Here is a 22,004-nt window from a genome sequence, read left to right as displayed (position 1 = left end):
TTTACAACTGGACCAAGTGGCTATCAACGCCTGCGGCTGGCGGTAGGCGGTCCTCTTCGAGATCGTCAATGAGTGACGCCAGATGGTATTTCTTGAGGTTCTTGCCACTGAACAATTCCATCACATGGAAAGGTGTGAGGACGCTGCATTTGTTGAGAGAAAAGCCATTTTTCAAATAGGCTTGGTCGAGTAAATGAAGGTTTTTTGCGTAATGCACGTTCTCACCTTCTTGCGTTAAGACATTGCGTTTTAGAAAGTCGAGATAAGTATTGTCTTTGTCAATAGTCAAAAGAGAGCGTTGGAAAAGACTGTATCGACTGTCAATCATTAGTAGGTAAGCTTCAAGCTCAGGTTGTAATGATTTCAATAAGGCAGGATCGAAATTTTCTTTCTTCTTCAAGTTCCTGAATATCTCCATCATGAAGCTGGTTGAGAAATTCTGCTCAATGGGCATGAAAGAAAGCTTGTTGTTTATCTCGTTTATTATGAAGTCGTCGTAAAGCTCGATTGTTTTCCGTATAGCATCTCTCGCATTTTCAAAAACACTTTTAGTTTTAGTGCTTTCCGATTTTTCCTCTGGCTTTGATTTTAGCTGTGTAATTTGTTGCTGAACAGCGCTGGGCTTTTCGACAGGCCCAAGATTGAGATCATCAATGTCAACGTCTTCATATTGCACTTCTTGAAGTTGAAGCTGTTCTTTAGTTATTTTAGTGAAATCGTTTTCAGTGCTCGACATATCAAGCCTCTCTTTGTATTTTCTTGATTTTGAGGTACTTGTTCAGTGCATAACCAGCGGAGATTGGTAAGACGACGAAAGCCAATAATCCGAAAATTGCCATTGGGGCTTGTTTGTGAAATTCAGTGAATGTCACGAGCCAATCGACGAAGGAGAAATCAAACGCTAGCTGGAAGAATTTGCTTGAGATGAGCAAGGCAGCAAAGGCGTAGAATGAGATTCGTGCGATCTTGTCTGTTTCGATTTTCTTGGTCAGGTGGAAAATGACATTGGCGATAAGGAGCAGTGCAGCCACTTCGAGGTAATTGTTTACGCTCGCTTCCATACCTTTAGTTATGAAGAAAAATATCGAAATATTAGCTATGACTGGAAAAAGGCTTTTGTCAGATGCGAACCATTCGGCTATAGATTTTGGTGTGTTGAGTATGTTCATTGTTTTAAAATTGGTTATTACTGCAATTATACCATTTGGTTGACGAAATCCTCTTGTTCGAGGCGAAGCGCGTATAAAAAAGCTCGACGGTCAGGATTGCTGTCGTTCGTGAATACCCCAACAACTTTGCATAGAGCTGAATCCACAATCAGGAAGCACGATATTTTTTCGGCTCCTTTCTGACGCAGCGTCAGTGTTGTGTGTGGTTTAAGCGTCTGAAATATCACCAGTTTCAGCGGTTCGGAAGAAACCCCGGATTCATGAATAAGCTCTATCTCACAGTTCGGAATCTTCGATGTGTAAGGCTTTAGGGCTTCTATCAAATCTGTTGTGTATAGGCTTGCTGGCTCTGGGAGTGGCTGTTTGTAGAGCAAATTAAACCTGTCCACTGTTAATTTCTTCTCGTATCTCCACGTTTGAACAGTATCCAAATCAACAATTTTCGAAAACAATTGACTGAAATTTTCACGTAGATATATTTCTTGGTCGCTAATGCTTGCTTTCGAGCCACGCTGAAAATGCCACTGGCTATGACCACTGGTTAAAACTCTGTGCCCTAAACCTAATCGGTCTAAATGAGTGTCTATTATTTCGTTTGAACGAAAATGGCAAGCTATGGATTCTGTCGAGTCAATCTTAAGGTTTCTGTATCTTTTGAAAAGTAGAAGTTCGGAGGGGTCGCGCTTAAAATCGTTAAACCTATCGAAATTAATGTATTTATCCCTTTGAGCTATTTTCTGAATGTTCGTTGGTATTGATTTTGAGAAGTCTCTGAAGTCGATGTCTTGGTCGTTAAAAAGTTGGTAGGAATCACTAATCATAATGAATAATTTCGGTTTAGCATATTATACCATTTGCAAAGTGCTACAATGAGGATAAATAAACCATAAAATCATGAATGAATATGAATTAAAATCTTTACCAGAGATGGATTTTGTCTCTGTGCAAAAAGAACCTGAAATAAAGCAGTTGGATTTCAACGAGCAACCTGCTGTGAAGTCCTCAATCCTTGAACGATCAGCTCTGAATGTTCAGTCCTTGAAAAACCTTGGAATTGCACTTGGCTTCATGTCACACGCTAAGAAGCTTTCTGCTGAAAATCCTACTGAGGCGGTCGAAGGCGATTTCTTGACCTACCGCTTCGAAGCCAAAGCTGCGCATGAGGAAAGCACGCTGAACGCACCTTCGGAGCATTCTGAATGGGGTACGGCTGGAATCGGTAGCTCTGACGATGATGAGGGAAAGCAAGAGCCAGAAGAGCAATTTGAAGGTGTAGTAGCTGATCATCACGTAGGCGTTGATGAGTCCTTCTTTGTCGATGCTGATGAGGAAACACAGGTGATCGCGGACGTGCATGTGGTGCAAGAGGAAAACCCTGAAGTGTTCGTAGTGGATGCAGAATCTGATGAGGTCGAAGCCATTGTGCATGCTCTCAATTCACGCGAATCGGTTGTGTCCGGGGTTGATATTGGCGTAGATGTAGAAGCGCCTGATAGCGGTACTGACGACCTCACAGCGCCCGGTGTTGTTGCTGATGAACCTGTGTATGAGTCCTTCATCCCAGCGCCTGACATAGAGGTTCCGGCTCACGTAAAAGCTGAGTACAAGGACGTGAAGCCTTTCCTTGCGCCTTCACCCGTTGAGTCGGTAGAAGAGGTGCAAGAAGCGGTTATGACTGCCTTGGAGATCTTCGACGCGGCTGTGTTCGGACCTAAGCCTTTACCCAAGCCCGTCCCTACGGCGTTAGACAAGCAGCTACGATTAGCAGAGAAGGATTCTGTGAGCGCAGTGAAGCTCGAATTCATGACAGATGAGACTCACGCACGTTTCTACTCACTCGAAACCCGCGAGCTAAATTTCAGGCGCTGGGCGTACAAAGGATTAAAAGAATCTGCTGAGTTGACAGAGGGCTTGAAGGTTTCAATCGAAGCACTCGATTTCGTGGCGATTGAGAAATTCTTGAAGGTGCTAAACAGGTCAGTGAACTACAAAAAGCTGAGCGAAGACTTAGAAGGTACAGTGCGCGATGTGATGCGCAGAAGCCAGAAGCGCTGGGGTAAATAATCCTCAAACCAAAAGAAACCCTCAGTTTGAGGGTTTTTTAGTTTTTACCATTTCACGCCCAGCTTTTGCAGCGTATCTATAAAGACTGTGGCGGTGTGGGGCAAGTCGATTATCAGCACGGAAAATATTATCGTCCAAATATGCTTCCAGTGTGAATCACCTTTGGAACCATCGGCTATTTTTTTCAAGCCGTTCAATCCAAGAAAAAAATAGATAACGCCTAAACATTGGAATAGAAAAACTATTGTTTTTAGATTTTCAAGAAACTTGGTCTTTGCATCGCTGTCTTGTGCAAGAATTCTGTCCTTCAATACGCCATTGATTTCGCTCGTTGCCGTGTCCCAGCAACCGCTGCTGCTCGAAAGCTTGCTGATCAATTGGCTGTCAGACACAAAGCACATGCCGGTGCCATCGCCTCGAATTGTATGCATGATCGTATTCACAGTCGATGAGCCTGAAAACATTAAGAAACCCACGAAAATGAGGGCTATCGCTCTGCCTTTTGATCTGTTGTTTTGTTCAGCAATTAGCCTCAGCTCATAGAACCCCATCAATAGGGTTGCGGCTCCCACCAGCATCATTCCTGCATAAAAGCACCAGATCACAGCGGAGATTAGATCGTCCTGTGCGCTCTGGGCTGAGGTGCCTATTGACCCAGTACCTGCATCGGCGGATAAGCCGCCTGATGTTTGCAATGGGTTCGATAGCAAGGGATCAGGTGCGCCTGTTGCGGTAACGTAATCTATTGGCGATGACGTATCAGATTGCGGCGTGACGATTACACCTGAATCATCTGCTTTTGCTCCAATAGAAAAGAAAAGCATAAAAGCCATCGTCGCTATTAAGGGGATTTTCTTTGTTAAAGTGTGCTTCATTTGTGTTTAATTTGTTTTGCTTATTATACCATTTTGTATTTTTGGAAATGGTAAAATATGGCTAACAACAAAAATACATAATAATGAACGTGTTAATCGAAAGTGAAGAAGCAAGGAAAACAAAGGAAAAGGCACTCGAAGACCTGAACCAAAAAGGGATATTTTATGCTGAAATCGTTCGTGGTGGATTATCCCTTTTCGTGAAGCTGGCAGTTCCATTTGATAAAAAGAAATTTTCTGCATTAGCCCTTCGACTAAAGCCAATCACAAAAGCTCACAGTTTAAGTCCACGCTTCAATGAAGGATTTCGAGTTGATAATCACATGGTTAGCTTGAACCGATTGAGTGATGTGAGTGACGAAATAATAGATAAGCTGGAGGTGGTATGATGGAGACTAATTTATCAAAGCTGAGGGAGTTACAACGTGCAAGGGACGATGGCGGGTGGATTGATCCAGAGGATCGTAAAGAAGAAAGGCGCAAAGCTTTAGAAGCTGCATGGAAGGATAACGAGAATGCTCCTATAGAGGTGGATAAAAGGTTGAAGGCTAACAAGGCAGAATTGAAAGCCCTTATGCCCTACATTAAAACCTTGTGCAAGAAACCCACTTGGGACGAATTGCAGAAACAGAATCCTGCGTAAACGAGAATTTTGGTTGCGTTTTTTCTCATAAGTTAATAATGCGATAGAGTAAAATGTTATAATTCGATTATATAACCAAATGATGCAGAGTCGAAATGAAATATGAAAATAAGTACGATGAAATTGACGCAAGTGACGTAATTAAAAATAAGCCGGTCTATCGCAGCATCTGCATTATGAATGAAGCCGGGAAAAAGCGCGTGAAGGACATGAAGGGTTCAAGGTCTGAAATAATTGATAGGGTCTTGCAATATGCTTATGCTTACGAAACCCATTACCTAAACGAAGATGGCGACTACGATACGAAGCTTGATGGTACGCCAGCCTATGCCCCTCCCTCTAAAATCGAATCTTTCAATTATGCTAAATCAGTAGTCCAGAGCCAGAATGAGGAAAATCCTCTTGATGGAATTCCTAAGCAAGTAGTTCTTACTAAATTTGAGAAGGATGAAATATGGATGATTTTCGCAGGAAGATGAAATCAAAAGTCTTAACGGGTAAGTTTGTCAGTTAGAAATGTTAAGCTTTAATAGAAGGCACTTATGGGGTTGGGGCTTTCATGTTGAAAATTGTTAAGTGGTTAGATTACAGAGCTTCGGCTCTGTTTTCATTTGTGCGTTCTTCAAAATGGTATGATTGACTCATAACAAGCAAAAATTATTATGCCAAATCTAAAAGCCGAATATCGCGCTCAGGTCCAGAGCTTCATCAAAACAATGGATTATGCAAACAACGTCAGCGAAGACGCTGATTTCAAAATGTCCAAGATAAAAGACGAAGCATTTCTTCCTCGTTGGCTCACAACCCTTGTGAACGATGAGGTTGTGAGGCAGGGCGAGTCTGCGCCTGCTGTGTTGAATTTCGGCGGTCCAGTCTTCACCAACACCGTGATTGAGAAGGGTGGTGAGAGTTTTTATGGCTTTGAGATGTGCCACGAGTACACGAAGCCTGACCATGCTCCGATGACAGTGAATGCTCTGAGCAAGACGATAGACAACTACATCACTCTCAGGAACCACGTAGTAGCCCATTGCGTTCCGTTGCTGGATCTCGATAACACGATGAAGGAGTGGTACGGAAAGGTGAAGGGGATGCTTCTGCCAGATCCTGCGGGGCAGTTAGTCCAGAACCTGAACGAGAAGGGCATTGCCGTGAAGACCCTTGATGACCTCCAGAATCTCAAAGGCGAAGCGTTTGACCGATTCCGTGAGTTAGATATGCCTAACACATGGATTGCGCTCAATCCGCACATCAAGGGCTTTAAGAACGATTTCATCGTGCCGCAAAGGTTTTGGGATTTCGAAAATTCATACGCTGCAAGGATTCAGAAGCGTTTCGCTGAACCAGCACCTGTGGTCGAACTGGTTGAGGAAAGAAAACCCATTCGACCAAAACTGAAAATGTGAGAGAAGATTCGCCTTTATGGCGAATTTCTGCTCTTCGATTTGGTATGATTTGATCCATAACCAAATAATACTGAGATGATTAAATTCTACACGCTAGAAGATTCTGCTGAATTCTTCGCTCCGCTCTACAATTCTATCACTGAAATCGCTTTGCAATTCGGATATAGAAAATCTGGAAATTCATTCAAAGACTACAATGATGACTGTCTGATTCTTCTAGAAGATTATGCCGTACATTTGGCTGCTGACGCACCTTTGACGATTTTGAAAGAAATAGGATTGGCTGTCAGGAAATTCAAGAACAAAGAGGTTTCGCTATTTTATGGTGGCTCGCTGGTTACGCACAAGCAAATCAAGATGTTGATTGAAATGGAAAAGCAGACCGCCTAAATGGCGGTTTTGTAAGCTCGGACTTTTTTCGTGATTAATTTTAGAAAAAAATTTCTTAGTAAGAGATTTATGTTTTTTGAATGGTATAATTCGAATATAACCAATAATGTAGAAAATAATTATGATAATTTCAATGAGTAATTCAGCAAGAAAAGTCCCTTGTAAAATAACAAATGCTGTGGTGTTTATTAAATACATGCTTGGTCAAAAGTCTGGCTTCCTAGTGAAGCTTGATGAGGATTTTGAGAAAATTGAAGAGGCAAAGCCGGAAGGTCAATGCGGAAATATCGCTCGACTTCATATCAAGGCTCCTTTGCAAGACGCTTTGAGTTACCCAATCGTGAAGCTGCTAATGGCAGATGCTAAGCGTGATGGCGAAATTTATTCACTTCGTCAGGTGGGTGACTCGGAATGTGTTTTAGATATTTCACAGATTGATAGATCAGTGAAGGTTGATATGGTCGCTGCTTCTGTGAGTTACCATAAATTTGTGGATTACAAGACTAAGGCAAAAAAGAAGTGAGAATCCGACTTAGCTAAAAGCCTCCGCATGGAGGTTTTTTTGTGCCTGCTGATGGCGTTGTGCCTGTGTGACATGGCGGTGTAACCTCTCTGATCTCTACCTCAAAGGACTGATGCTTTGAAATCTACTCATCCTATCCAACGGATTCTGGCGCAAGGTCATTTTGATGGTCTGTGCCTGATCTACTCGTTGTTCAACGCCTACAAAGCACTGAGAAGCCCAAACGAAAAAGCCTCTGATTTCGCATACAGGAACTCGAATTTCTGGCGGCGCGTCATCGGCAACACGCCGTCTCTTCACAATTTTGTGCTGGGTGACGGCAGCGACTTTGGCAGGCTGAGGAACGCGACCGATGCGAAGGTGAAGCAAGCCTTCATCGCGACCTGCTTCGAGGTCATGACTGATGGATCGGCTGTTACGCCTGTGGTGACTTCCACAGATATTGGGGCTCTGACCACGATGGATTTTTCTGCCTCGGTGGCGATCCTTTGTGTGAAGGAGAAGGCTGAATTCGAGGAAGGTGGGATGGGAGATCACTGGGTCGCGATTGTGGGACGGGATGATGACGCTGGGGTGTACCTTGTAGCTTGCTCGTACACGAACCATTCCTATGGGCTGAACGAGCGGCAGGACGCCAAGACAGGGCGCTTCTATAACACGACCATTGAGGTAGGTGGTATCACCAAATCCACGTCCTACCCGGAAAATATCAATGTCATCCAGCTTATCCATCGCGTGCCGGATTGAGGGTCGAGGGATGGTTACGACAACGGGTATCAAACAGCAAGAAATAATTTCCCGCTTAGGTTTCGTCGTTTCGAATTTGCGTCTCTCCAATTCAGTAAATTTGACCAACGACAATATTTTGCTTGAAAGGTTTTTTAAGCAGGTTTTGAACGTTCGTCATGGTTATAACCTGAAAAGCGTGAATCTTGAGATAAGTAATTATCCAGCAATTGACCTCGAAGATTCTGACAGGCGCATTTGCTACCAAGTCAGCTCTACAAATCGCACCGAAAAAATAAAAACAACAATCAAAGCCTTCAAAGCTAAAAGGCTTTTTGACACGTATGATGAACTTCGGTTCTTGATGCTGGTATTAGATGATCCTTGCAAGGCGGAAGACAAGGACGTTGAGAATCCGATGAAAACAAAGATTTCCATTCAAACCGTCAAGGGGTTGAATTCCGAAATTTTTGCGCTTGATGATGAAGCGTTGATTAGTGATATTTATGATGTGGTCACTAGGGAAATAACTCTCCCTGTGCCGTCAGTGAATTTGCCGGTAATTGAAGAAAGAAAATATTATCTGCCGTCGATCCAGCGTTTAATAGATGGGCTGAATTTCACCAAGGATTATGAAGCTAAGGGTATGCTCGAAAGGGATATGGTCGCCTTAGCTGACGCCTTAGCTGACCTGAATCAAGACCAGCGAAACGTTATCTATAAGTACCTTGCGCTCTGTAATTACAGAACAGATTATCGTGGTAAGGAAATGCCCGGTGAGATCTACATGGTTACGGAGGATAAAAATGTATTATTCACGCCGGTAGAGGTTTCTGTTCTTAACACCTTAAAGCGTAAGGAAATGCTTTTCAATCATGAGTCGTTTCGCATTAGCCACCTTGAATGGGAAGAATGCGACATTCTATATTTCCGCTCTGAATGCGATGTAAACCTGTTCGGCTGGATGAAGTATGTAGTAAAGGGAAACAAGAATAAGCTTCGCGACATGTTCTGCCTAGGTGACTACAAGCACCTTGGAATATGACCCCACGCAAGAAAAAAAGCCCCAATGCGGGGCTTCGTTTACGGCTTGATTTTACGGTTGGGATCAGTGCCAGTCTTGGGGGATTTGCTCACTGGCGGTGTCGCGTTAGCCGGTGCTGATGAACCTGCAGGAGTGGTCGAAGTAGCCGGTCTGGTGTCAGGTGCAGGACTCGCAGGAACGGTTGCCGGTGCAGATGGTTGGCTTGGGTGGATTGAAGCTGTTGGAGCCTTCTGACGCTCTTCCGCCGATGGGTCATCATCAAGGGTTATACCGGCACGTCTCAGAATGTCTGCCAACTCGACAGGGGTTACATTTTCCGCGCTAGCGAAGTGTTCTATGACCTTCTTCTGCTCTGCCTTGCTGATGGTGAGCTTGTCGATGTGAGCGAACGCCTCTGGCTCCATACCCATCCTCACTCCGTAGAGGAATCCGTAGAGCTTCGGACGTTGGTCTACGTCCACATCGAGCTTGCGGTTCGTGCGAAGGTACAGGAGCTTCGGCTGAGCATTTGCTTGAGCCTGAACAGCCTCAAGGTGCTTCTTGACCTTCTCCTTGTTCGCTTCTATCAGCTTGTCACGCTCAGCATCGAGCATCGCATGGGCTTCTGCCTTCAACGCTGCGGATGGCGTGTAGTTCGTGATTTTTATGTCGTGCAGCACGGACTGGATGTACATGAGGCGTTGAATATCATGGTTATCAATCCCCTTGAATTCCATCTCACAATAGCCCTGAGCCACCAAGGCTTGGATCGCCGCCTTCGCTGATGAGGCATTGGCTTGATAGACCTTAACCGTCCCGTCATGCTCGATCTCGATCTGCTTCCTGTCCGTCCATTTACTTTTCAGGGCATTCTCAAAGCCGATCCCGCTTGTGAGGGTCTGCTTGTACGCACCAGAGTTGTTGTAGCGGCTGATGAATTGCTGAAGGGTTTCGTGTTCGAGGAACCTGAATTTCGGCAATCTCTTCCTCGCCTGCTGCTCATATTTTTTCTTCCCTGCTGCACGCTGAGCTTCCTTGTGGAAATTGATCAAATCCTCAATGTCATTGTGAATAGACAAGCTTTCATCAGGCGTAGCGATGAAATGTTCAGGGTTCAACACTCCAGCCTTCAAGGCTGGGAATTTGATGTTGTCCGTGGTTGAGTAGAACGACCAGCTACCCACATACCTCCTGCCGTTGGTGTCTACCTTGTAGGTCGGTGTGAGCATCACGCCCAGCTCCGCATACAAGGTCTTGTTAAGCTCAACGACATTTTTGGTTGGAGCATCATTCACCAGCTTCACTGCTGCTGAGATGACCTTTGATACGTCTAAGCTGATTTTGTCCTTGAGCTTAAAGCGCTGGTAGGTCTGCCAGTTTTCGAGTACGCGCTTGTCGTAGAAGGGAAGGTTCGCAACGGATCGGAATTCTTCGCCAAGGTCTGGATGGTGTACCTGCACGTCCTCATACTTCGACGTGGATTTTGCTTTCGTGTAGCGCAATGCAAAGCCAGCTTCCTTCAACTGCTCGGTGATCCTCGGGTGGGAGTAGTCTGACCCAGTGTGCTGAGCAAGGATGGCGTGGAGCTTCGTGTAGACCTCGGCATGGTCGCCAGTGACCGACTTCGTCACCTTATCAACATCAATCCTCATGCGTTGGTTCCGGCGCTTGTCATGCTCCATGCGCAGAAGGGTAGGGTGCTTCTTCTCCAGCTCGTACTTCACGTCATCAGCCATTTTGATCATGCCGTGGTCCTGCTTCCCTCGGTAGAACTCGTAATACTGACCGTCGATTGTGTAGCTGCTCATCATGATGTGGATGTGCGGGTTGCCGTCCTTCAGGTGCGGAACTATGTCGTAGTAGAAATTGATTTCAGAGCTGCCTGAGAATTTCTTCAGCACAGCCTTAGCCATTTCACAGAGAAATTTGGCTTGCTCTTCATCAGTTTTGCATTGAGATAGTTCCTCGGGTTTGCAGGAAATGATGAAGCGGAAAGCGTCCATCTGCTTGCCCTTCGATTTGGGACGGTTGTTGTTCCCATCTGCGGTGTGGTTACGGAAAAAGGCAGCGCGGTTGGCAGCGAATTCCTTTCGGTACAGAACCATCTCAATGGCAGATAAGGTCTTCTCTGCCTGCGCTGGGTGAAGCATTGCGGAAGGAATATTGGTCTGTGCCCACTCACGTCCGTAGTGAACGTCAAGCTTTGTTTTTTTATCTATCTTGGGTTCAACAAGGTACTCAGAATGTTTGGTAAGGCTTTTCAAACCTCTGATTTCTGGTGAGCCTTTGCTTGTGCTTGCAGGCTTCGCATTGGTCGAAGCTGACGATTGAGATTCCTCTTTGTTTGTGAAGTCGATTACCATTTCTGTCTCGGTTGTTTTTATTTTATGCCACGAATTTTTTTAACGAGCGTGACAGCCTCGTAGTGTCTTCTCCTTAACCCTTTGAAAAGGTCAACGGTGTAGGATTTATTTTCAAGGTTTAGAATATGCGCCGCCTCAATATCCTTGTTCAGCTTTTGGTAAATCGCCAAGGCTTCAAGAATATCTGGATGATTGATTGGTGCGCCGCGCTTGTATAGCTTCACGTTACCTATCAAATGCCTGAGCATGGGCTTGAGCTTCAAGTGCGTGGAGCGTAAAGCTCTCTCCGTGTCTTCATCAGTAACGAATGTCATTCGGTCATTCAGTCGGTCAATGTCAAAATCCAGAGCGAAAGCCTTCTTGGCTTCATAGACTGGTCCGTCAGTGATTTCATGGAGCGTCTTACCTTCCATGATTTTGTCTATGTCTTTGGACAGCTCGATACGTACCTTCAAGAAGTCCTCGAACAGTTTTTGAAGGTTGTATTGCTCACCCTTCGCTGAGAAAGCCTGACCTGCGGTGAGGTCTCGAAGCTGTGACATGTTCGCGTTCGTGCGGTTGAATTTCGTGGCAAGGTCTTTGGTGTCTGACTTGTCTGCGCCGTTGATGATGAGTGCACCATCCCTGACAATGTTCATTATCATTTCGGACACACCCTGTTTTTTCTCAAGCAGGTAGAACCTTTCTTGCTGTGCAAGCTTCGCCGCATCGATCTGAAAACCGTACTCGTCTAGCTCTTCTGATTTTACCTTTTTGATGAAGCCAGCAAGGTACGCCAGATCCGTCAACTTCTGACGGAACTGGGTTGTGCATCGAATTTCGAATTGTACTTTGTCGTTTGCCTTAGCCATGAATCACCTCCAATTATTGATTGGAAGCGAATCGGGATTTTACCATCTGAAAGAAATCGACGAAGTTGTCTGTGCCGGTGAATTGGAACAGGTACGGGAAGCCTCTCTCAATTTCTGAGATTTTGGTTTTGGTAATCCCTTCGATGTTAATGGCGTGCTGACCTTTACCTTCCTTCAAGATTTCTTCGTGTAGACGATTGATTCTTTTCAAGAGGTTTGTGTTTTCAGTAGCCTTGTTTTTCTTCGAGGTTTTGTTTTCTTCAACGGTTTGCTTCAAGGCGCTACGATCAGTCCTAGCCTTCGCAGCTTCTTCATCCGAACCATCCTCAATAACAGAGGCGAGCTTATCTATCTTTTTCTCATCGTTCTTGATACGAGTATCAAGGGCGCTGATTGCCTTGGCTATTGAATCATATGTGGATTGTAAATTGGCTACGTCGGCTTCTTTCTCTGTAGAGATTTTTGCGTTAGCTAAATCATTGGTGTTTTGGTTTGTATCGGTCATTTTACGAAATGGTTGTTAGTGAGTTTATTATACCATTTTGACGGTTCAGGATTTTAGGTTGCGAAAACAGGCTAAAAATCATTAGCTAAAACAGAGAGAGAAAAGCTACAAAACAAAGAAATCAACAAGCGGAGCGCGTAGCCTTAGTATTAACGTGCGCGCACTGTTATTACTCCGTCCTTGCATGCTTTAAAAGTTTTAAAAAATAGCTTCTGAAAAGACAACAGTGCGCCAGATTTGCCGTTCTTCTCGTCTGACAGTGCAGCGGAATCGACCATCCTTCTTTCGTGACAGTGCAGAGAAAAAGGGTGGTTCTGATCAACAACAGTGCAGCGTTTTTGACGTTCCTTCCCTCAAGACTTTCAGTTTGGATCAATGCTTTTCGATTTTTTTCTGGAGGGGTAAATTCTTTTTGTTTAACGAAAGGTTTGGGTTAGTCGCAATGGTATAATTAGGAAATAAACAAATACAAAATGAATATGTCCAACTACAACCATGAAGAGGAATCGCCAGAGCTAAAGCAAATCCTCGCTGACCTTGAGCTTCACCTGAACTCTGAAACTACCTCTGAAGCTGATCATGAGAAACACAAATCTGAATCAATAAAGCGCGTGATGGTTGGTGATAAGTATGTCTCCGGCTTACCCATCAACACGATTCGACATTTGATAATCCCTTGCATTCTTGCCTTCCTTCTTTACAGGAATCTAAGCTCACTCTTCGCCGGTGGCTCAGGGATGATGATCGGGCTGAATGTCATTTCCATTTTGTTCTTCACGTCTGTTGCTGTGTGTGCCTCATTCAATTTTCTCAAAGCACAAATTGCTCTTCGCGCTTCATCCTTCGAACAACGTACCAGCGTTGCAAAAATTTCCCTGAAACGAATTTTGCTGGAGGGTGGTGATGAAGATGGCTCCTTCCTGCTCAGACGCCAAGGCTTAATCTTGGAGCTGGTTGCCGGTCTGGTTCTACCAACGATGGTCTTCATAGTCACTTACGTAGTCATGGACACGCTCAACATCTTCGCCGTGGATGTGGTGTACGTGGTGCTAGCCTTGGTCGTCTTGATAGCGTTCCTCAACGTGCCTATCAACGCGATGAGAGCGAGAGCCTTGTTGGAATTGAAACGCTTCATGTGAGCGCTAGTAGGGTAGAAAGCCAGATCGATCGGTCTGGTTTTTTGTGCCGGCATTCTGCTTTGCGTCGTTCCCTTCGTGCATAAGCCGTCCTGGGATGCCGTGTGAGTGGTGAAGGTGAATGGTCGTGCTGGTAGGATGCCACCACTCGAAATATGGAAGGGATACCCCTGTGAAAAATGTGAAGGGCTGGCTTACTCGCAACTGGATCTGGCTTGCGATGGCGAGCGTCATTGCCGCGCTTGGAGGGAAGCTTTTCTACACATACGCTCAGACCTTCCCCTACGTTTCGACCGAGCACGCTGCATGGAGTAGCTTCGGTTCCTTGATGGCAGGCTTCTTCACCCTGACAGGGACGGTGGCTACCATCGCAACTCTTCTGTTCCTTGCACGGCAGAACAAGGAGATGCAAAAGGTTACGCAGACGCAGATGGACACCTTGACGTTCGAGAGGTACATCAACCATCGCAAGCTCTTTACTGAGCATCTGCAAGAGCTTGAAGTGCTCCACAAGAACACCTTCGTCTTCCGCGATCCTTCAAGCCTCTACAGTGAAATTTTTCCTGACAATAGTCCGCATCACTGCTCGTTTGCAGTCAGCCCTATCTACGATGAAAATGGTGATGGCGTAAATCTGATTGGAGAAGTTCTCTCTACGCTGAAACGCCTCAAATCATATCTTAATCAAACCATATTCGTTGAAGTAGAGGATGAACCTCAAAAGCTAATTTTGCTTTTGATGACTTTTACTAGACAAGTTTTCAGAATTGAACCTACCAATCCCGCGCAAGAAGGCGACATTACGTTTTTGACAAACGATTATGGTATCAACGTCCATAGTCTTAAAAATATTGTTGAGCCGTGCCTCTCTATTGCCAATATGATAATGCGGTTGACCAATAATCCTTTGGTTGATGTTCGTGAGTTTAATTCAGAGTCCCGGTTTGTTCGTGAGGCTTTGGTTAATCGTTATTATCTGCAAAAAGTAAAAAGCTCAGTCACTATACATAGAGAGGTAAAAGGAATCCACGTCCTCGCCTTCGTGTACTTCGAGGCTCAGCGGCTTCGCGAAGATGGTGCATTCCTCTTCCCTCAAACGGTGAAGCTGCTGAACGCGAAATTCCAAACTGTTGAGACTGTGAAGACCTTGGCTGAAGACTCTGTTTTCAATGACATGCTCAACGTGCTGCTAAATGAGGTCACGCACAAGGTTCATGAAATGGATACTGGATTGGAATACTATAATGATGCTGCAAGGGTTCGCGATAACCTGCATGCACTGATAAGCCGCGCTGACAATTTCTGACTCCTTCCTCTATATAGGAGCCAACCTTGTTGGCTTTTTTAACGACTGCTATTTATTGACAAGCACAATTTTGAAACCTCTTGCCGAAATATTGACAGATTCAGATATTTGATAATGATTTTTAGCTTAGGCTCCGGTTTCCGAAATGCTGTGTGGTATAATTTGAAAATAACAAACCACTTAGAAAATGAAAAAATTAAAATTAGCTTTAGGCTTCGCAGCAATCCTTTCTGTTTCTTCAATCCATGCAGTCGCTGATGAAGCTCAGGGTCAGTCTATAACATCAAACCCAAACGCGAGTGTGGCAGTTAATGAAAACACAGCACCGATAGAAGTAGTTTCTGTTGTAGGTCATCCGGTTTACCACAACGACGAAACGGGTGTGACGGTTTATGCTGCACCTGAACCAGCACCGATTACCATAAATCAGATGATCTCATCTCAATAAATTAGCTAACAATTATTTGGCTTTTTTGTCGATTATTTTCCGTTAAGCCTCTGAGTTCATTGGGCGGAATGCTATAATATGTATATTAACCAAATAATATAAATCATGAAAAACTTCACAAAAATAATTTCCATTTTATCCTTAACACTAATCGCTTCCCACTCTTTCGCTGCCAGCGCTGCTGAAAATTCTTATGACGCTGAAATGAGAAAAATGCAAAAGCTGTCAGAAACTGAATTGTTCCTTGAGGATAATTTCGCTGATCAAGCTGCTGTCGAATTGCCGGGGATTCACTGCGTACAGGCTGAGAAATCAAGCACAGAAGTGGAAGGCGCTGCTGGCGGTGTGACTACTCACAGAGTCGCTTACAAAGGCTTTACCTGTACCTACACAAACTGACTTTTAGGAATCCAGACAAGCCGACCATTGCAGTCGGCTTTTGTTTCTGTATTTATATTCGAGGATCTTCGAATGGTGTTTCCTCAACATCAAACTCAATTCCTTTATGCAAGCCAACGATAGCCATGTGATATTCTTCGTTTATGAATTCACCTTCATCAGATTCGAAGTACAGGTCGATAACGATAGGGAATTCATGTTCGGCTTCTTCCTCACGTTCTATCGTATCGAACGTATATAGCCTATCGTCTTCCTTATCATAGTAGCCGTTAACCTGATCTGGTCCTGTGACCTCAACCTTAAATTTAACCGTTACGTCGAAATTGATCATGCATCTCGTGGAATCCAAGTGGGTGATTTCTGGCTCGAAATCCGTTATTTCCACTACTTCAAAACTTTCAACCTCAGCGTCTTCCCAAGTAGAAGAATTGTATGCATCCGCTTCTTCCAGACGGGTTTTTATTTCCTCGCGGATGGCTTCCTTTTTCTCGTTCAGGTATTTCTCAACGAATGCGGCACGTTTATCAATGTGCTTGTAGCACATGTCCAATAGGGTGCTTAACGTATCAATGCTGATGAATTGATCATTGCCTTTGCAGAACGCTTTGTGATCAGCGTCTGATGAAATTACGTAGATTTTCTCCCCACGTTTAAGAGCGGAGCGTAGTGCGAGTAAGGAGAAAGCGTCTCGAAACTCATTTTGTTTTTTGGCTCCAAATGGTCTGATTTGCTTAAAAAACATGTCAAGGATTTCGTTTGGATTTACCTTGCTCATGTCAACAATTTGAGCTTTTGAAGACTCTAGAAAATCATGGAAATCGTCATAGCCTTTTTTCTTTAACTCGTCTTCTGTTAGTTCAGGAAAAATCTTACCTGTCAGCTCATTATCGTTGCGAAGGAATCCAGCACGTTTTTTGAAATTCTCTAGACCTTTCAGACCTTCCTTGATGGATTCGAGAATCTTCTTTTTTACTTCCTGCTCAACAACCGTGCTTGTAATGTGAGCTAATTCATTTTTCTGGCACAGCTCTTCGAACGACTTGAATGTCTGAGATTCAAAATTCAATTCTGCTTTGACGTAAAATTCTGTGTCGATAAAGACGTTTTTGGTTGCAAGTGACATGTGTTAAGTACCAATTCTTTGATTGTCCAAGAAATTTTGAAGATTTTTAAAAAAATCACTTTCCACAACATTGTTTATATTTTTTTTCTGAGCCACAGGCACATGGCTCGTTTCTTCCTTGCTTTGGGTGGTCTTGAGCTATTCCAAGCGTTCTCATGTGCCCGGTGATGCTTTTGCCAGCTCGATGGGACTTGGACATATCTATGAGCATGCCCATACGTTCCGCTCGGTTCCTATGGGGATAGCCCTGCTTGTCGTAGTATGCCGACACGATCATTGCTGCTTCGACAAGCTTGGGGTTGTTGAGTAGCGTTGGGAGCGACTGACGAATATCTGTGATGGTTTGCCTGCCAAGCGAGGCGGAATCCTTGGAAAACTGAGAACCTGCCGGTTCGCTTTCAAAGCACTCCTGAAGCATTGACGCTGCGAGCACCATCCCCTCGATACCCGGCTCGAATTTCAGTAGGTATTTGGCATAGGCAATCTTCGCTTCATTTTGAAGGTCAGGGACGTGCATACAGAAGAACAGGTATTTTTTGGCGTCCTCGATTTCAAAAGCGGTTGTTAGCCCGCTGGTGATGGCGTGAGCGAGACCGAACATCGCTTTGGGATGACCTTGCTCGGCTGATTTGGCAAGCCACTCGTATGAAAGTGCGTCATTCGGCTCAACGCCCAAACCTTCCGCATAGCATTTCGCAAGGTGGAACTGACCGTGTGGGTAGCCAGCTTCCGCCGAACGAACTGAGTATTCAAAAGCCTTCTGCTCGTCTACGGCTGTTCCCAAGCCCTTGGCATGCATTTCTGCAAGCTCTGCCAGTGCTACGGGATGGTCCAGTTGAGCTGCCTCTGTGAAGTTGTACAAGGCTTCAGGAAGGTCTACGTCGAAGTTATTCGACCCATCGCGCAGGTAGATACCAAACTGAACCTGAGCCTCTGCGTAGCCCTTTCTGGCTGATCGGGCAATGCAACCTTGACCCATGCCTTTCAAGGAATTGTCCTTGCCATTGGCGAGCGTCATGCCGTACTCATACAGACTTTCGCGGTGGTCTTGGTGCTGAGCAAGCTTGAACCACATCTGAGCTTGGTCTAGGTACGATTGGTATTCCTGACCGAAGAAGCCACTACCTGCCTTTCGAACATCATCGTCGTATTTTGTGGCTCTCCCTTGGAAGTATTTGCCAGCGAGGTACTGAGACTCTGCGTCGCCTTCGACCATTGCCTTGTAGCTCATCGTTTGCAGGAAGTCATCGACCGGCTCAGTCACCTCGTAGGCAGGGACAGAGGCGGTCCCATGCATGAGCTGATAGGTGAAGGCGAGCAGGCTCAGGCATTCCTCAATGGATGACTTGGCGATATTGAGCATGTCGGCATCTGACAGATTGTATTTTTCAGGATGAGCGCCGATGTTTCCGCATCTCCTTACCTTCTTTAAGGAGTCAGCTACGTCGAAATTTATCAGGTTTAGCTTTTTCAGCTTGGCGATTACGAAATCTAAATTTTCCCGAGAGTCAATTTCAGTAGTTTTGAAATCTAATATAATGTTGCAAATTACCACAGCCAGTGAGCGCTGATTAATCAATGAATGCTCAGGCAGTACTATTAGCTGAGATTTTGCTTTGCCGTAAAATTTTCCAATGTCAGCCGAGATGCTTTCTGCGAATTCATAGTCGTTCATTTTTCAATCCTAAAAATCTGGAAAATCGTCAGTTCCCGTTCAAGCCACTGTCGCGGGTCAAAAGGCGGCGTTTCCAGTGAATCTCCTTCTCCATCATCTCTTCTTTGCCGGTGTGCTTGTCAGCGATTTCGAGGATGCTGAACCTGAATTTCTCCGCGAAATCCTTGCCGCGCTTGGTGTGCAGATCTCGAATGCGCGTGTTCCCACCATGCCCGCTGTTTGCGTAATTCGACCATCGATCCCACAAGCCGCCTGTGCCTGTAGCTGAACCCACGTAGAGCTGATGCTCGCCTTCGGTGCGGTCAGAGATGAGGTAGACCCCTGCAACGCTGGAAAGGGCTGTCTGCCAAGACTCCAAGCCTTGGTTGACGATGATCTTCAACTCTCCATGGGACACGTCCACCTCCTTGAAACCGGGAAATCTGCCTACCGTCATGGGCTTTTCAAGCATGGAGGACACGACCATACTTTTAAGGCAGGTTTCCAGCCAAAGGTAATTCAGTCGGGGCTTCGTGTAGTCGAGGATCAAACGTCCTTCCAGCTCAACAAATTCTGGTACACGACGGTAGTCGTAAACGAAGTCGCGCTTCTCTTTTTTGGTCTTCGTGTCGTTCAGTTTCAACGAGTCGTACACACCTGCCAGAAGCCATTTCTTCGTGCCCGGTAGCTCGACCAATCCGATGACGTACTCACACTCAAAATTCTTGCGAGACTGCCATGATTGCCACTCGTCAAAATCGCCTGCTAGGTACACGTCCATCGGGTGCTCAATCCCGTTGTGCTGAGCGAGGTGCACCTTCGTGTTTTGTGCGGTAAGGGACGGCAGGAGGCTGGTAAGAAGCTGGATCAGCATGGATTGGCTCTGGTGAGTTTATGAACGGCAATCGCCAAGGACTCACTGCTTTCGCGCAGGGAATCGAGATCGGTGTTGAGTGATGGTTGGTTGATGCTTTGGAATGCCATGCACGCGAGATCTTGAAGGATCTGAGGCTCTGCAGGGGTACTGAGGACGTGGCGAATCGCAAAAGCCAGGTCTTGCTGTGACTGGTAGGAATAGACGTGCGTGCGAGCTGGACGAAACCTGATGAGGGATCGAGGTGTGTGACGCTCAACCGTGAAGGGCTGAGAGAACACTCGCCTTGTCAGGCGGTAAGCGCTGCTGGATATGACGTGTGCCGTCTCGTCCGGGAATCGGTTAATGAGGCTGATGGTGTGTGAGGGTAGAGCATCAAATCCGCTTTTGATGGCTTTGCCGTTTGGATAGAACATCAGGTAGAGACGGTACATCTCGTCTTCGAGGTCGATCAGTCCGTTGCTCATTTTCAACCACTCCGTGGTTAGCGTTCATGTGCCATTTTTACAGGAAGTGATGCAGGAGTGGTATCACAAAAAACCGCCCCGTAGGGCGGTCTCTATGGATCATAGGTGTTTAGGCAGAGGTAGATGGCTGGTCCATATCGGCTAGCTGCTTTTTGTAATCCTCAATGCGCTTGTTGGTCTGTTCGAGCTGATTCTTTGCGTTCACAAGGTTGCTCTCAGTCCAGCGCTTCCAGCCAGCATCATCAAGATTTTCAGCAACGCTTACTTTTTTTCCTGTGTCAGTCGCAGTGATAATTTTAATGTCCACTGCCAAGTCACTTGGCTCGTACTTGAATGCAGCGGAAGACGATATGTTGTACGAGATATGGTAGGTCGCGCCGGGGGCAACACCTTTACCATCAACACGCTCTCTTGACGTTGGGCTGGTGAGGACCGTTGAGCCAGCAGCTACGGTCGTCTTGAAAATGATCTCGTCAAATTGGACCTGAGAGCCATTCACCACGTCAAATTCGACGAAGCGTTTGCGTGGACCATCAACCTTGATTGAGACGTTTTTGATCTCGACCTTGGCGTAGTCTGCCACTGCATCGGCGTATGGCTTTTTGAGGATTTCTGCTTCGCTGATTTGAGCTTCCAGCTTTGGAATGTTCTGCTCAAGCTGGGCAATATTCTGGCTCAGTTGAAGCTTGCGCTGACGTGCGAATTCCAGCTTCTGGATCTTGGCGTTTTCTTCCATCTGCTTCTGACGCTGAGCAGCAAGCTCATCCTGCGCCTTCTGCCACTTAACCTGAAGATCAGCCAGTTCTTTATCCCAGTCAGCTTTGTCGCTGATTACGTCAGAGGCTGTTTTCCCATCCATCATTTTCAGGAAGTCACGCTCAGTGTTGTCATCTGCGCTGGTGTCTACCTGCTTGCCGCTAAGCCCGTTCATTGCCTGACCTAGGATAGCGCCAATGTTCTGATCCGGTGTGCGACCGCCGTGGTTCTTCGCGTAGGCGTAGTTCAGACCAGTCTGGAAGGCTTCCTGAAATTTCACTTTCTCAACTGGGTCCATGTCCTTGGAGACCTTCTGGACGCTCGCTTTCAAGATCGACATGGAAGAGGCTTCGATTTTCTCTTGGCATCCAGTCAGCAATGCTACAGAGCCAAGCAATACAGCAGTTGCCAAAAGCTTACGATTGAAAAGCAACATTTGGGTCCATCCACCACAGTTAGAGAGGGCTGGAGTTTTCCACATGCGAATGGCTGAAAGCCAGCATTTTGTGGATCCAAGGGGGGCTTTTTGTTTGAAAAATCCGCGAGCTAGAGCCTTTGTGCTGGAAGGGCAGGGGTGGTTGAAAGCGGCTTCTGCTTGGTAAATGTAGTGGCATCACGACATATCTTGAGGTAAAAACCATCCAGAAAATCACCTCCAAGGACGACCTGATGATTACGCTCAAAAACGCCCTGAAGCTCTCCCTTTTGCCAATGATGCTTGCTTCGAGTGCGCCTGTTTTCGCTGTGACGCCAGATGAGCCTCTTGCCAAGAATCCCGGCTACAAGATCAATACTGACCAACGAAGCATCGAAATTCAGGGGCTTGGAAATAAAATCCTCGACGAAGCCTCATCGGCTCGCTACATGGTGAGGCTGGATAACAAAGGAACTGAATATGCATATAGCTTTAAACGCTTGGGGTCAAACGATATAAAATACACTGGCAATCCAGAAGACATTGCTGGGTATATTTTTTTCAAACTCACTGTTTACCATGATGGGGCTAAGGTTCAGGAGCAGACAACAGCTTTCATTCCAAGCCAATATACCAATGCAATAAAATTTCTCAAAACGGATCGGGATGAAAAACCTCAATATGATTTTGATCTCGGAATGGATTCCAAAAATAAAATATATATAATAACCAGTCAGACCGATGTTGTTTATCTTGACAAGAAAGAAACGATTAAAGATCCTAAAAAAGCAAAGGATAAGTACGACAAGTACCTATTTTGATGTATTTATTTACCCTTGAAAAAGCGATTCAGTCTATCGCCTTCTTCATGAACTGCTCACTCGCTG

26 protein-coding genes are annotated in these 22,004 nt (G+C 45.5%); 14 read left to right on the top strand and 12 right to left on the bottom strand.

Features of this window, described 5'->3' with window-relative positions; translation table 11 throughout:
• Position 1: 1 nt before the first annotated feature.
• Genes ACYAS9_RS25550 through ACYAS9_RS25540 form a run of 3 tightly spaced genes read right to left on the bottom strand, consistent with a single transcriptional unit; the run spans position 2 to position 1,990 of the window.
• Positions 2–736, bottom strand: a complete 735-nt coding sequence (locus ACYAS9_RS25550; RefSeq protein ID WP_463571225.1) for a hypothetical protein — start codon at positions 734–736, stop codon at positions 2–4.
• Position 737: 1 nt separating this feature from the next.
• Positions 738–1,169: a hypothetical protein gene (locus ACYAS9_RS25545; RefSeq protein WP_463571224.1), complete on the bottom strand. Its 432-nt coding sequence runs from the start codon at positions 1,167–1,169 to the stop codon at positions 738–740.
• 26 nt (positions 1,170–1,195) lie between these two features.
• The gene (locus ACYAS9_RS25540) at positions 1,196–1,990 is read right to left on the bottom strand and encodes a hypothetical protein (RefSeq protein WP_463571223.1); all 795 of its coding nucleotides are present in this window, start codon (positions 1,988–1,990) and stop codon (positions 1,196–1,198) included.
• Positions 1,991–2,063: 73 nt separating this feature from the next.
• Between ACYAS9_RS25540 and ACYAS9_RS25535 the strand changes: the two genes are divergently transcribed.
• Positions 2,064–3,233 (top strand): hypothetical protein, encoded by a 1,170-nt coding sequence (locus ACYAS9_RS25535; RefSeq protein ID WP_463571222.1) that lies wholly within the window; start codon positions 2,064–2,066, stop codon positions 3,231–3,233.
• A 44-nt stretch (positions 3,234–3,277) separates the two neighbouring features.
• Here the strand turns inward: ACYAS9_RS25535 and ACYAS9_RS25530 are convergent, their stop codons facing one another.
• Positions 3,278–4,108, bottom strand: coding sequence for a hypothetical protein (locus tag ACYAS9_RS25530; protein WP_463571221.1), 831 nt, complete (start codon positions 4,106–4,108; stop codon positions 3,278–3,280).
• A gap of 83 nt (positions 4,109–4,191) precedes the next feature.
• Between ACYAS9_RS25530 and ACYAS9_RS25525 the strand changes: the two genes are divergently transcribed.
• The 8 genes from ACYAS9_RS25525 (at position 4,192) to ACYAS9_RS25490 (ending at position 8,841) form a co-directional block, all read left to right on the top strand.
• The gene (locus ACYAS9_RS25525) at positions 4,192–4,497 is read left to right on the top strand and encodes a hypothetical protein (RefSeq protein ID WP_463571220.1); all 306 of its coding nucleotides are present in this window, start codon (positions 4,192–4,194) and stop codon (positions 4,495–4,497) included.
• Complete coding sequence (locus ACYAS9_RS25520; RefSeq protein WP_463571219.1) at positions 4,494–4,751, top strand: hypothetical protein; 258 nt, start codon at positions 4,494–4,496, stop codon at positions 4,749–4,751. The genes ACYAS9_RS25525 and ACYAS9_RS25520 overlap by 4 nt, the downstream gene beginning before the upstream one ends.
• Positions 4,752–4,846: 95 nt before the next feature.
• On the top strand, positions 4,847–5,230 hold the full coding sequence (locus ACYAS9_RS25515) for a hypothetical protein (RefSeq protein ID WP_463571218.1): 384 nt from the start codon (positions 4,847–4,849) through the stop codon (positions 5,228–5,230).
• A gap of 183 nt (positions 5,231–5,413) precedes the next feature.
• Positions 5,414–6,157, top strand: a complete 744-nt coding sequence (locus ACYAS9_RS25510; RefSeq protein ID WP_463571217.1) for a hypothetical protein — start codon at positions 5,414–5,416, stop codon at positions 6,155–6,157.
• 75 nt (positions 6,158–6,232) lie between these two features.
• Positions 6,233–6,547 (top strand): hypothetical protein, encoded by a 315-nt coding sequence (locus tag ACYAS9_RS25505; RefSeq protein ID WP_463571216.1) that lies wholly within the window; start codon positions 6,233–6,235, stop codon positions 6,545–6,547.
• A gap of 133 nt (positions 6,548–6,680) precedes the next feature.
• Positions 6,681–7,070, top strand: coding sequence for a hypothetical protein (locus tag ACYAS9_RS25500; RefSeq protein ID WP_463571215.1), 390 nt, complete (start codon positions 6,681–6,683; stop codon positions 7,068–7,070).
• A gap of 117 nt (positions 7,071–7,187) precedes the next feature.
• Complete coding sequence (locus tag ACYAS9_RS25495) at positions 7,188–7,817, top strand: hypothetical protein (RefSeq protein WP_463571214.1); 630 nt, start codon at positions 7,188–7,190, stop codon at positions 7,815–7,817.
• A complete protein-coding gene (locus ACYAS9_RS25490) occupies positions 7,783–8,841 on the top strand; it encodes an SMEK domain-containing protein (protein WP_463571213.1) in 1,059 nt (352 codons plus the stop codon). Before ACYAS9_RS25495 ends, ACYAS9_RS25490 begins: the two co-directional genes overlap by 35 nt.
• Before the next feature lie 38 nt (positions 8,842–8,879).
• Here ACYAS9_RS25490 and ACYAS9_RS25485 read toward each other — a convergent pair whose 3' ends face one another.
• The 3 genes from ACYAS9_RS25485 to ACYAS9_RS25475 are packed head-to-tail and all read right to left on the bottom strand — an operon-like array spanning position 8,880 to position 12,539.
• Positions 8,880–11,183 carry a relaxase/mobilization nuclease domain-containing protein gene (locus tag ACYAS9_RS25485; protein ID WP_463571212.1) on the bottom strand — a complete coding sequence of 768 codons (2,304 nt, stop codon included), beginning with the start codon at positions 11,181–11,183 and terminating at the stop codon, positions 8,880–8,882.
• A 17-nt stretch (positions 11,184–11,200) separates the two neighbouring features.
• Complete coding sequence (locus ACYAS9_RS25480) at positions 11,201–12,034, bottom strand: hypothetical protein (protein WP_463571211.1); 834 nt, start codon at positions 12,032–12,034, stop codon at positions 11,201–11,203.
• A 13-nt stretch (positions 12,035–12,047) separates the two neighbouring features.
• Entirely contained in the window at positions 12,048–12,539 is a 492-nt protein-coding gene (locus ACYAS9_RS25475) for a hypothetical protein (protein ID WP_463571210.1), read from the bottom strand.
• A 473-nt stretch (positions 12,540–13,012) separates the two neighbouring features.
• Here ACYAS9_RS25475 and ACYAS9_RS25470 point away from each other — a divergent pair, with 473 nt between their 5' ends.
• The 4 genes from ACYAS9_RS25470 to ACYAS9_RS25455 all read left to right on the top strand — a co-directional run bounded on the left by ACYAS9_RS25470 (position 13,013) and on the right by ACYAS9_RS25455 (position 15,828).
• Positions 13,013–13,678: a hypothetical protein gene (locus ACYAS9_RS25470; protein WP_463571209.1), complete on the top strand. Its 666-nt coding sequence runs from the start codon at positions 13,013–13,015 to the stop codon at positions 13,676–13,678.
• 118 nt (positions 13,679–13,796) lie between these two features.
• Entirely contained in the window at positions 13,797–14,981 is a 1,185-nt protein-coding gene (locus ACYAS9_RS25465; RefSeq protein WP_463571208.1) for a hypothetical protein, read from the top strand.
• A 187-nt stretch (positions 14,982–15,168) separates the two neighbouring features.
• Positions 15,169–15,429 (top strand): hypothetical protein, encoded by a 261-nt coding sequence (locus ACYAS9_RS25460; protein WP_463571207.1) that lies wholly within the window; start codon positions 15,169–15,171, stop codon positions 15,427–15,429.
• 105 nt (positions 15,430–15,534) lie between these two features.
• Positions 15,535–15,828, top strand: a complete 294-nt coding sequence (locus tag ACYAS9_RS25455; RefSeq protein ID WP_463571206.1) for a hypothetical protein — start codon at positions 15,535–15,537, stop codon at positions 15,826–15,828.
• A gap of 52 nt (positions 15,829–15,880) precedes the next feature.
• Here the strand turns inward: ACYAS9_RS25455 and ACYAS9_RS25450 are convergent, their stop codons facing one another.
• The 5 genes from ACYAS9_RS25450 to ACYAS9_RS25430 form a co-directional block, all read right to left on the bottom strand.
• Positions 15,881–16,951: a PIN domain-containing protein gene (locus tag ACYAS9_RS25450; RefSeq protein WP_463571205.1), complete on the bottom strand. Its 1,071-nt coding sequence runs from the start codon at positions 16,949–16,951 to the stop codon at positions 15,881–15,883.
• A gap of 55 nt (positions 16,952–17,006) precedes the next feature.
• Positions 17,007–18,626: an SEC-C metal-binding domain-containing protein gene (locus ACYAS9_RS25445; protein ID WP_463571204.1), complete on the bottom strand. Its 1,620-nt coding sequence runs from the start codon at positions 18,624–18,626 to the stop codon at positions 17,007–17,009.
• A gap of 28 nt (positions 18,627–18,654) precedes the next feature.
• On the bottom strand, positions 18,655–19,479 hold the full coding sequence (locus ACYAS9_RS25440) for a GIY-YIG nuclease family protein (protein ID WP_463571203.1): 825 nt from the start codon (positions 19,477–19,479) through the stop codon (positions 18,655–18,657).
• Positions 19,473–19,946: a hypothetical protein gene (locus ACYAS9_RS25435; RefSeq protein WP_463571202.1), complete on the bottom strand. Its 474-nt coding sequence runs from the start codon at positions 19,944–19,946 to the stop codon at positions 19,473–19,475. Before ACYAS9_RS25435 ends, ACYAS9_RS25440 begins: the two co-directional genes overlap by 7 nt.
• A gap of 109 nt (positions 19,947–20,055) precedes the next feature.
• Positions 20,056–21,138, bottom strand: coding sequence for a hypothetical protein (locus ACYAS9_RS25430; RefSeq protein WP_463571201.1), 1,083 nt, complete (start codon positions 21,136–21,138; stop codon positions 20,056–20,058).
• 233 nt (positions 21,139–21,371) lie between these two features.
• On the opposite strand from ACYAS9_RS25430, the gene ACYAS9_RS25425 reads away from it, so the two are divergent.
• The gene (locus ACYAS9_RS25425; protein ID WP_463571200.1) at positions 21,372–21,938 is read left to right on the top strand and encodes a hypothetical protein; all 567 of its coding nucleotides are present in this window, start codon (positions 21,372–21,374) and stop codon (positions 21,936–21,938) included.
• Positions 21,939–22,004 lie beyond the last annotated feature (66 nt).

The sequence above is a fragment of the Pseudomonas sp. HP_08 genome, from assembly GCF_055284095.1.
The sequence above is the reverse complement of the archived record's forward strand: the minus strand, read 5'-3'. Positions and strand labels throughout refer to the sequence as shown.

Excerpts from the sequence above, each read along its gene's own strand:
- ACYAS9_RS25550 (WP_463571225.1), bottom strand. The coding sequence starts at position 736 with ATGTCGAGCACTGAAAACGATTTCACTAAAATAACTAAAGAACAGCTT.
- ACYAS9_RS25545 (WP_463571224.1), bottom strand. The coding sequence starts at position 1,169 with ATGAACATACTCAACACACCAAAATCTATAGCCGAATGGTTCGCATCT.
- ACYAS9_RS25540 (WP_463571223.1), bottom strand. The coding sequence starts at position 1,990 with ATGATTAGTGATTCCTACCAACTTTTTAACGACCAAGACATCGACTTC.
- ACYAS9_RS25535 (WP_463571222.1), top strand. The coding sequence starts at position 2,064 with ATGAATGAATATGAATTAAAATCTTTACCAGAGATGGATTTTGTCTCT.
- ACYAS9_RS25530 (WP_463571221.1), bottom strand. The coding sequence starts at position 4,108 with ATGAAGCACACTTTAACAAAGAAAATCCCCTTAATAGCGACGATGGCT.
- ACYAS9_RS25525 (WP_463571220.1), top strand. The coding sequence starts at position 4,192 with ATGAACGTGTTAATCGAAAGTGAAGAAGCAAGGAAAACAAAGGAAAAG.
- ACYAS9_RS25520 (WP_463571219.1), top strand. The coding sequence starts at position 4,494 with ATGATGGAGACTAATTTATCAAAGCTGAGGGAGTTACAACGTGCAAGG.
- ACYAS9_RS25515 (WP_463571218.1), top strand. The coding sequence starts at position 4,847 with ATGAAATATGAAAATAAGTACGATGAAATTGACGCAAGTGACGTAATT.
- ACYAS9_RS25510 (WP_463571217.1), top strand. The coding sequence starts at position 5,414 with ATGCCAAATCTAAAAGCCGAATATCGCGCTCAGGTCCAGAGCTTCATC.
- ACYAS9_RS25505 (WP_463571216.1), top strand. The coding sequence starts at position 6,233 with ATGATTAAATTCTACACGCTAGAAGATTCTGCTGAATTCTTCGCTCCG.
- ACYAS9_RS25500 (WP_463571215.1), top strand. The coding sequence starts at position 6,681 with ATGAGTAATTCAGCAAGAAAAGTCCCTTGTAAAATAACAAATGCTGTG.
- ACYAS9_RS25490 (WP_463571213.1), top strand. The coding sequence starts at position 7,783 with ATGTCATCCAGCTTATCCATCGCGTGCCGGATTGAGGGTCGAGGGATG.
- ACYAS9_RS25485 (WP_463571212.1), bottom strand. The coding sequence starts at position 11,183 with ATGGTAATCGACTTCACAAACAAAGAGGAATCTCAATCGTCAGCTTCG.
- ACYAS9_RS25480 (WP_463571211.1), bottom strand. The coding sequence starts at position 12,034 with ATGGCTAAGGCAAACGACAAAGTACAATTCGAAATTCGATGCACAACC.
- ACYAS9_RS25475 (WP_463571210.1), bottom strand. The coding sequence starts at position 12,539 with ATGACCGATACAAACCAAAACACCAATGATTTAGCTAACGCAAAAATC.
- ACYAS9_RS25470 (WP_463571209.1), top strand. The coding sequence starts at position 13,013 with ATGAATATGTCCAACTACAACCATGAAGAGGAATCGCCAGAGCTAAAG.
- ACYAS9_RS25465 (WP_463571208.1), top strand. The coding sequence starts at position 13,797 with ATGGTCGTGCTGGTAGGATGCCACCACTCGAAATATGGAAGGGATACC.
- ACYAS9_RS25460 (WP_463571207.1), top strand. The coding sequence starts at position 15,169 with ATGAAAAAATTAAAATTAGCTTTAGGCTTCGCAGCAATCCTTTCTGTT.
- ACYAS9_RS25455 (WP_463571206.1), top strand. The coding sequence starts at position 15,535 with ATGAAAAACTTCACAAAAATAATTTCCATTTTATCCTTAACACTAATC.
- ACYAS9_RS25450 (WP_463571205.1), bottom strand. The coding sequence starts at position 16,951 with ATGTCACTTGCAACCAAAAACGTCTTTATCGACACAGAATTTTACGTC.
- ACYAS9_RS25445 (WP_463571204.1), bottom strand. The coding sequence starts at position 18,626 with ATGAACGACTATGAATTCGCAGAAAGCATCTCGGCTGACATTGGAAAA.
- ACYAS9_RS25440 (WP_463571203.1), bottom strand. The coding sequence starts at position 19,479 with ATGCTGATCCAGCTTCTTACCAGCCTCCTGCCGTCCCTTACCGCACAA.
- ACYAS9_RS25435 (WP_463571202.1), bottom strand. The coding sequence starts at position 19,946 with ATGAGCAACGGACTGATCGACCTCGAAGACGAGATGTACCGTCTCTAC.
- ACYAS9_RS25430 (WP_463571201.1), bottom strand. The coding sequence starts at position 21,138 with ATGTTGCTTTTCAATCGTAAGCTTTTGGCAACTGCTGTATTGCTTGGC.
- ACYAS9_RS25425 (WP_463571200.1), top strand. The coding sequence starts at position 21,372 with ATGATTACGCTCAAAAACGCCCTGAAGCTCTCCCTTTTGCCAATGATG.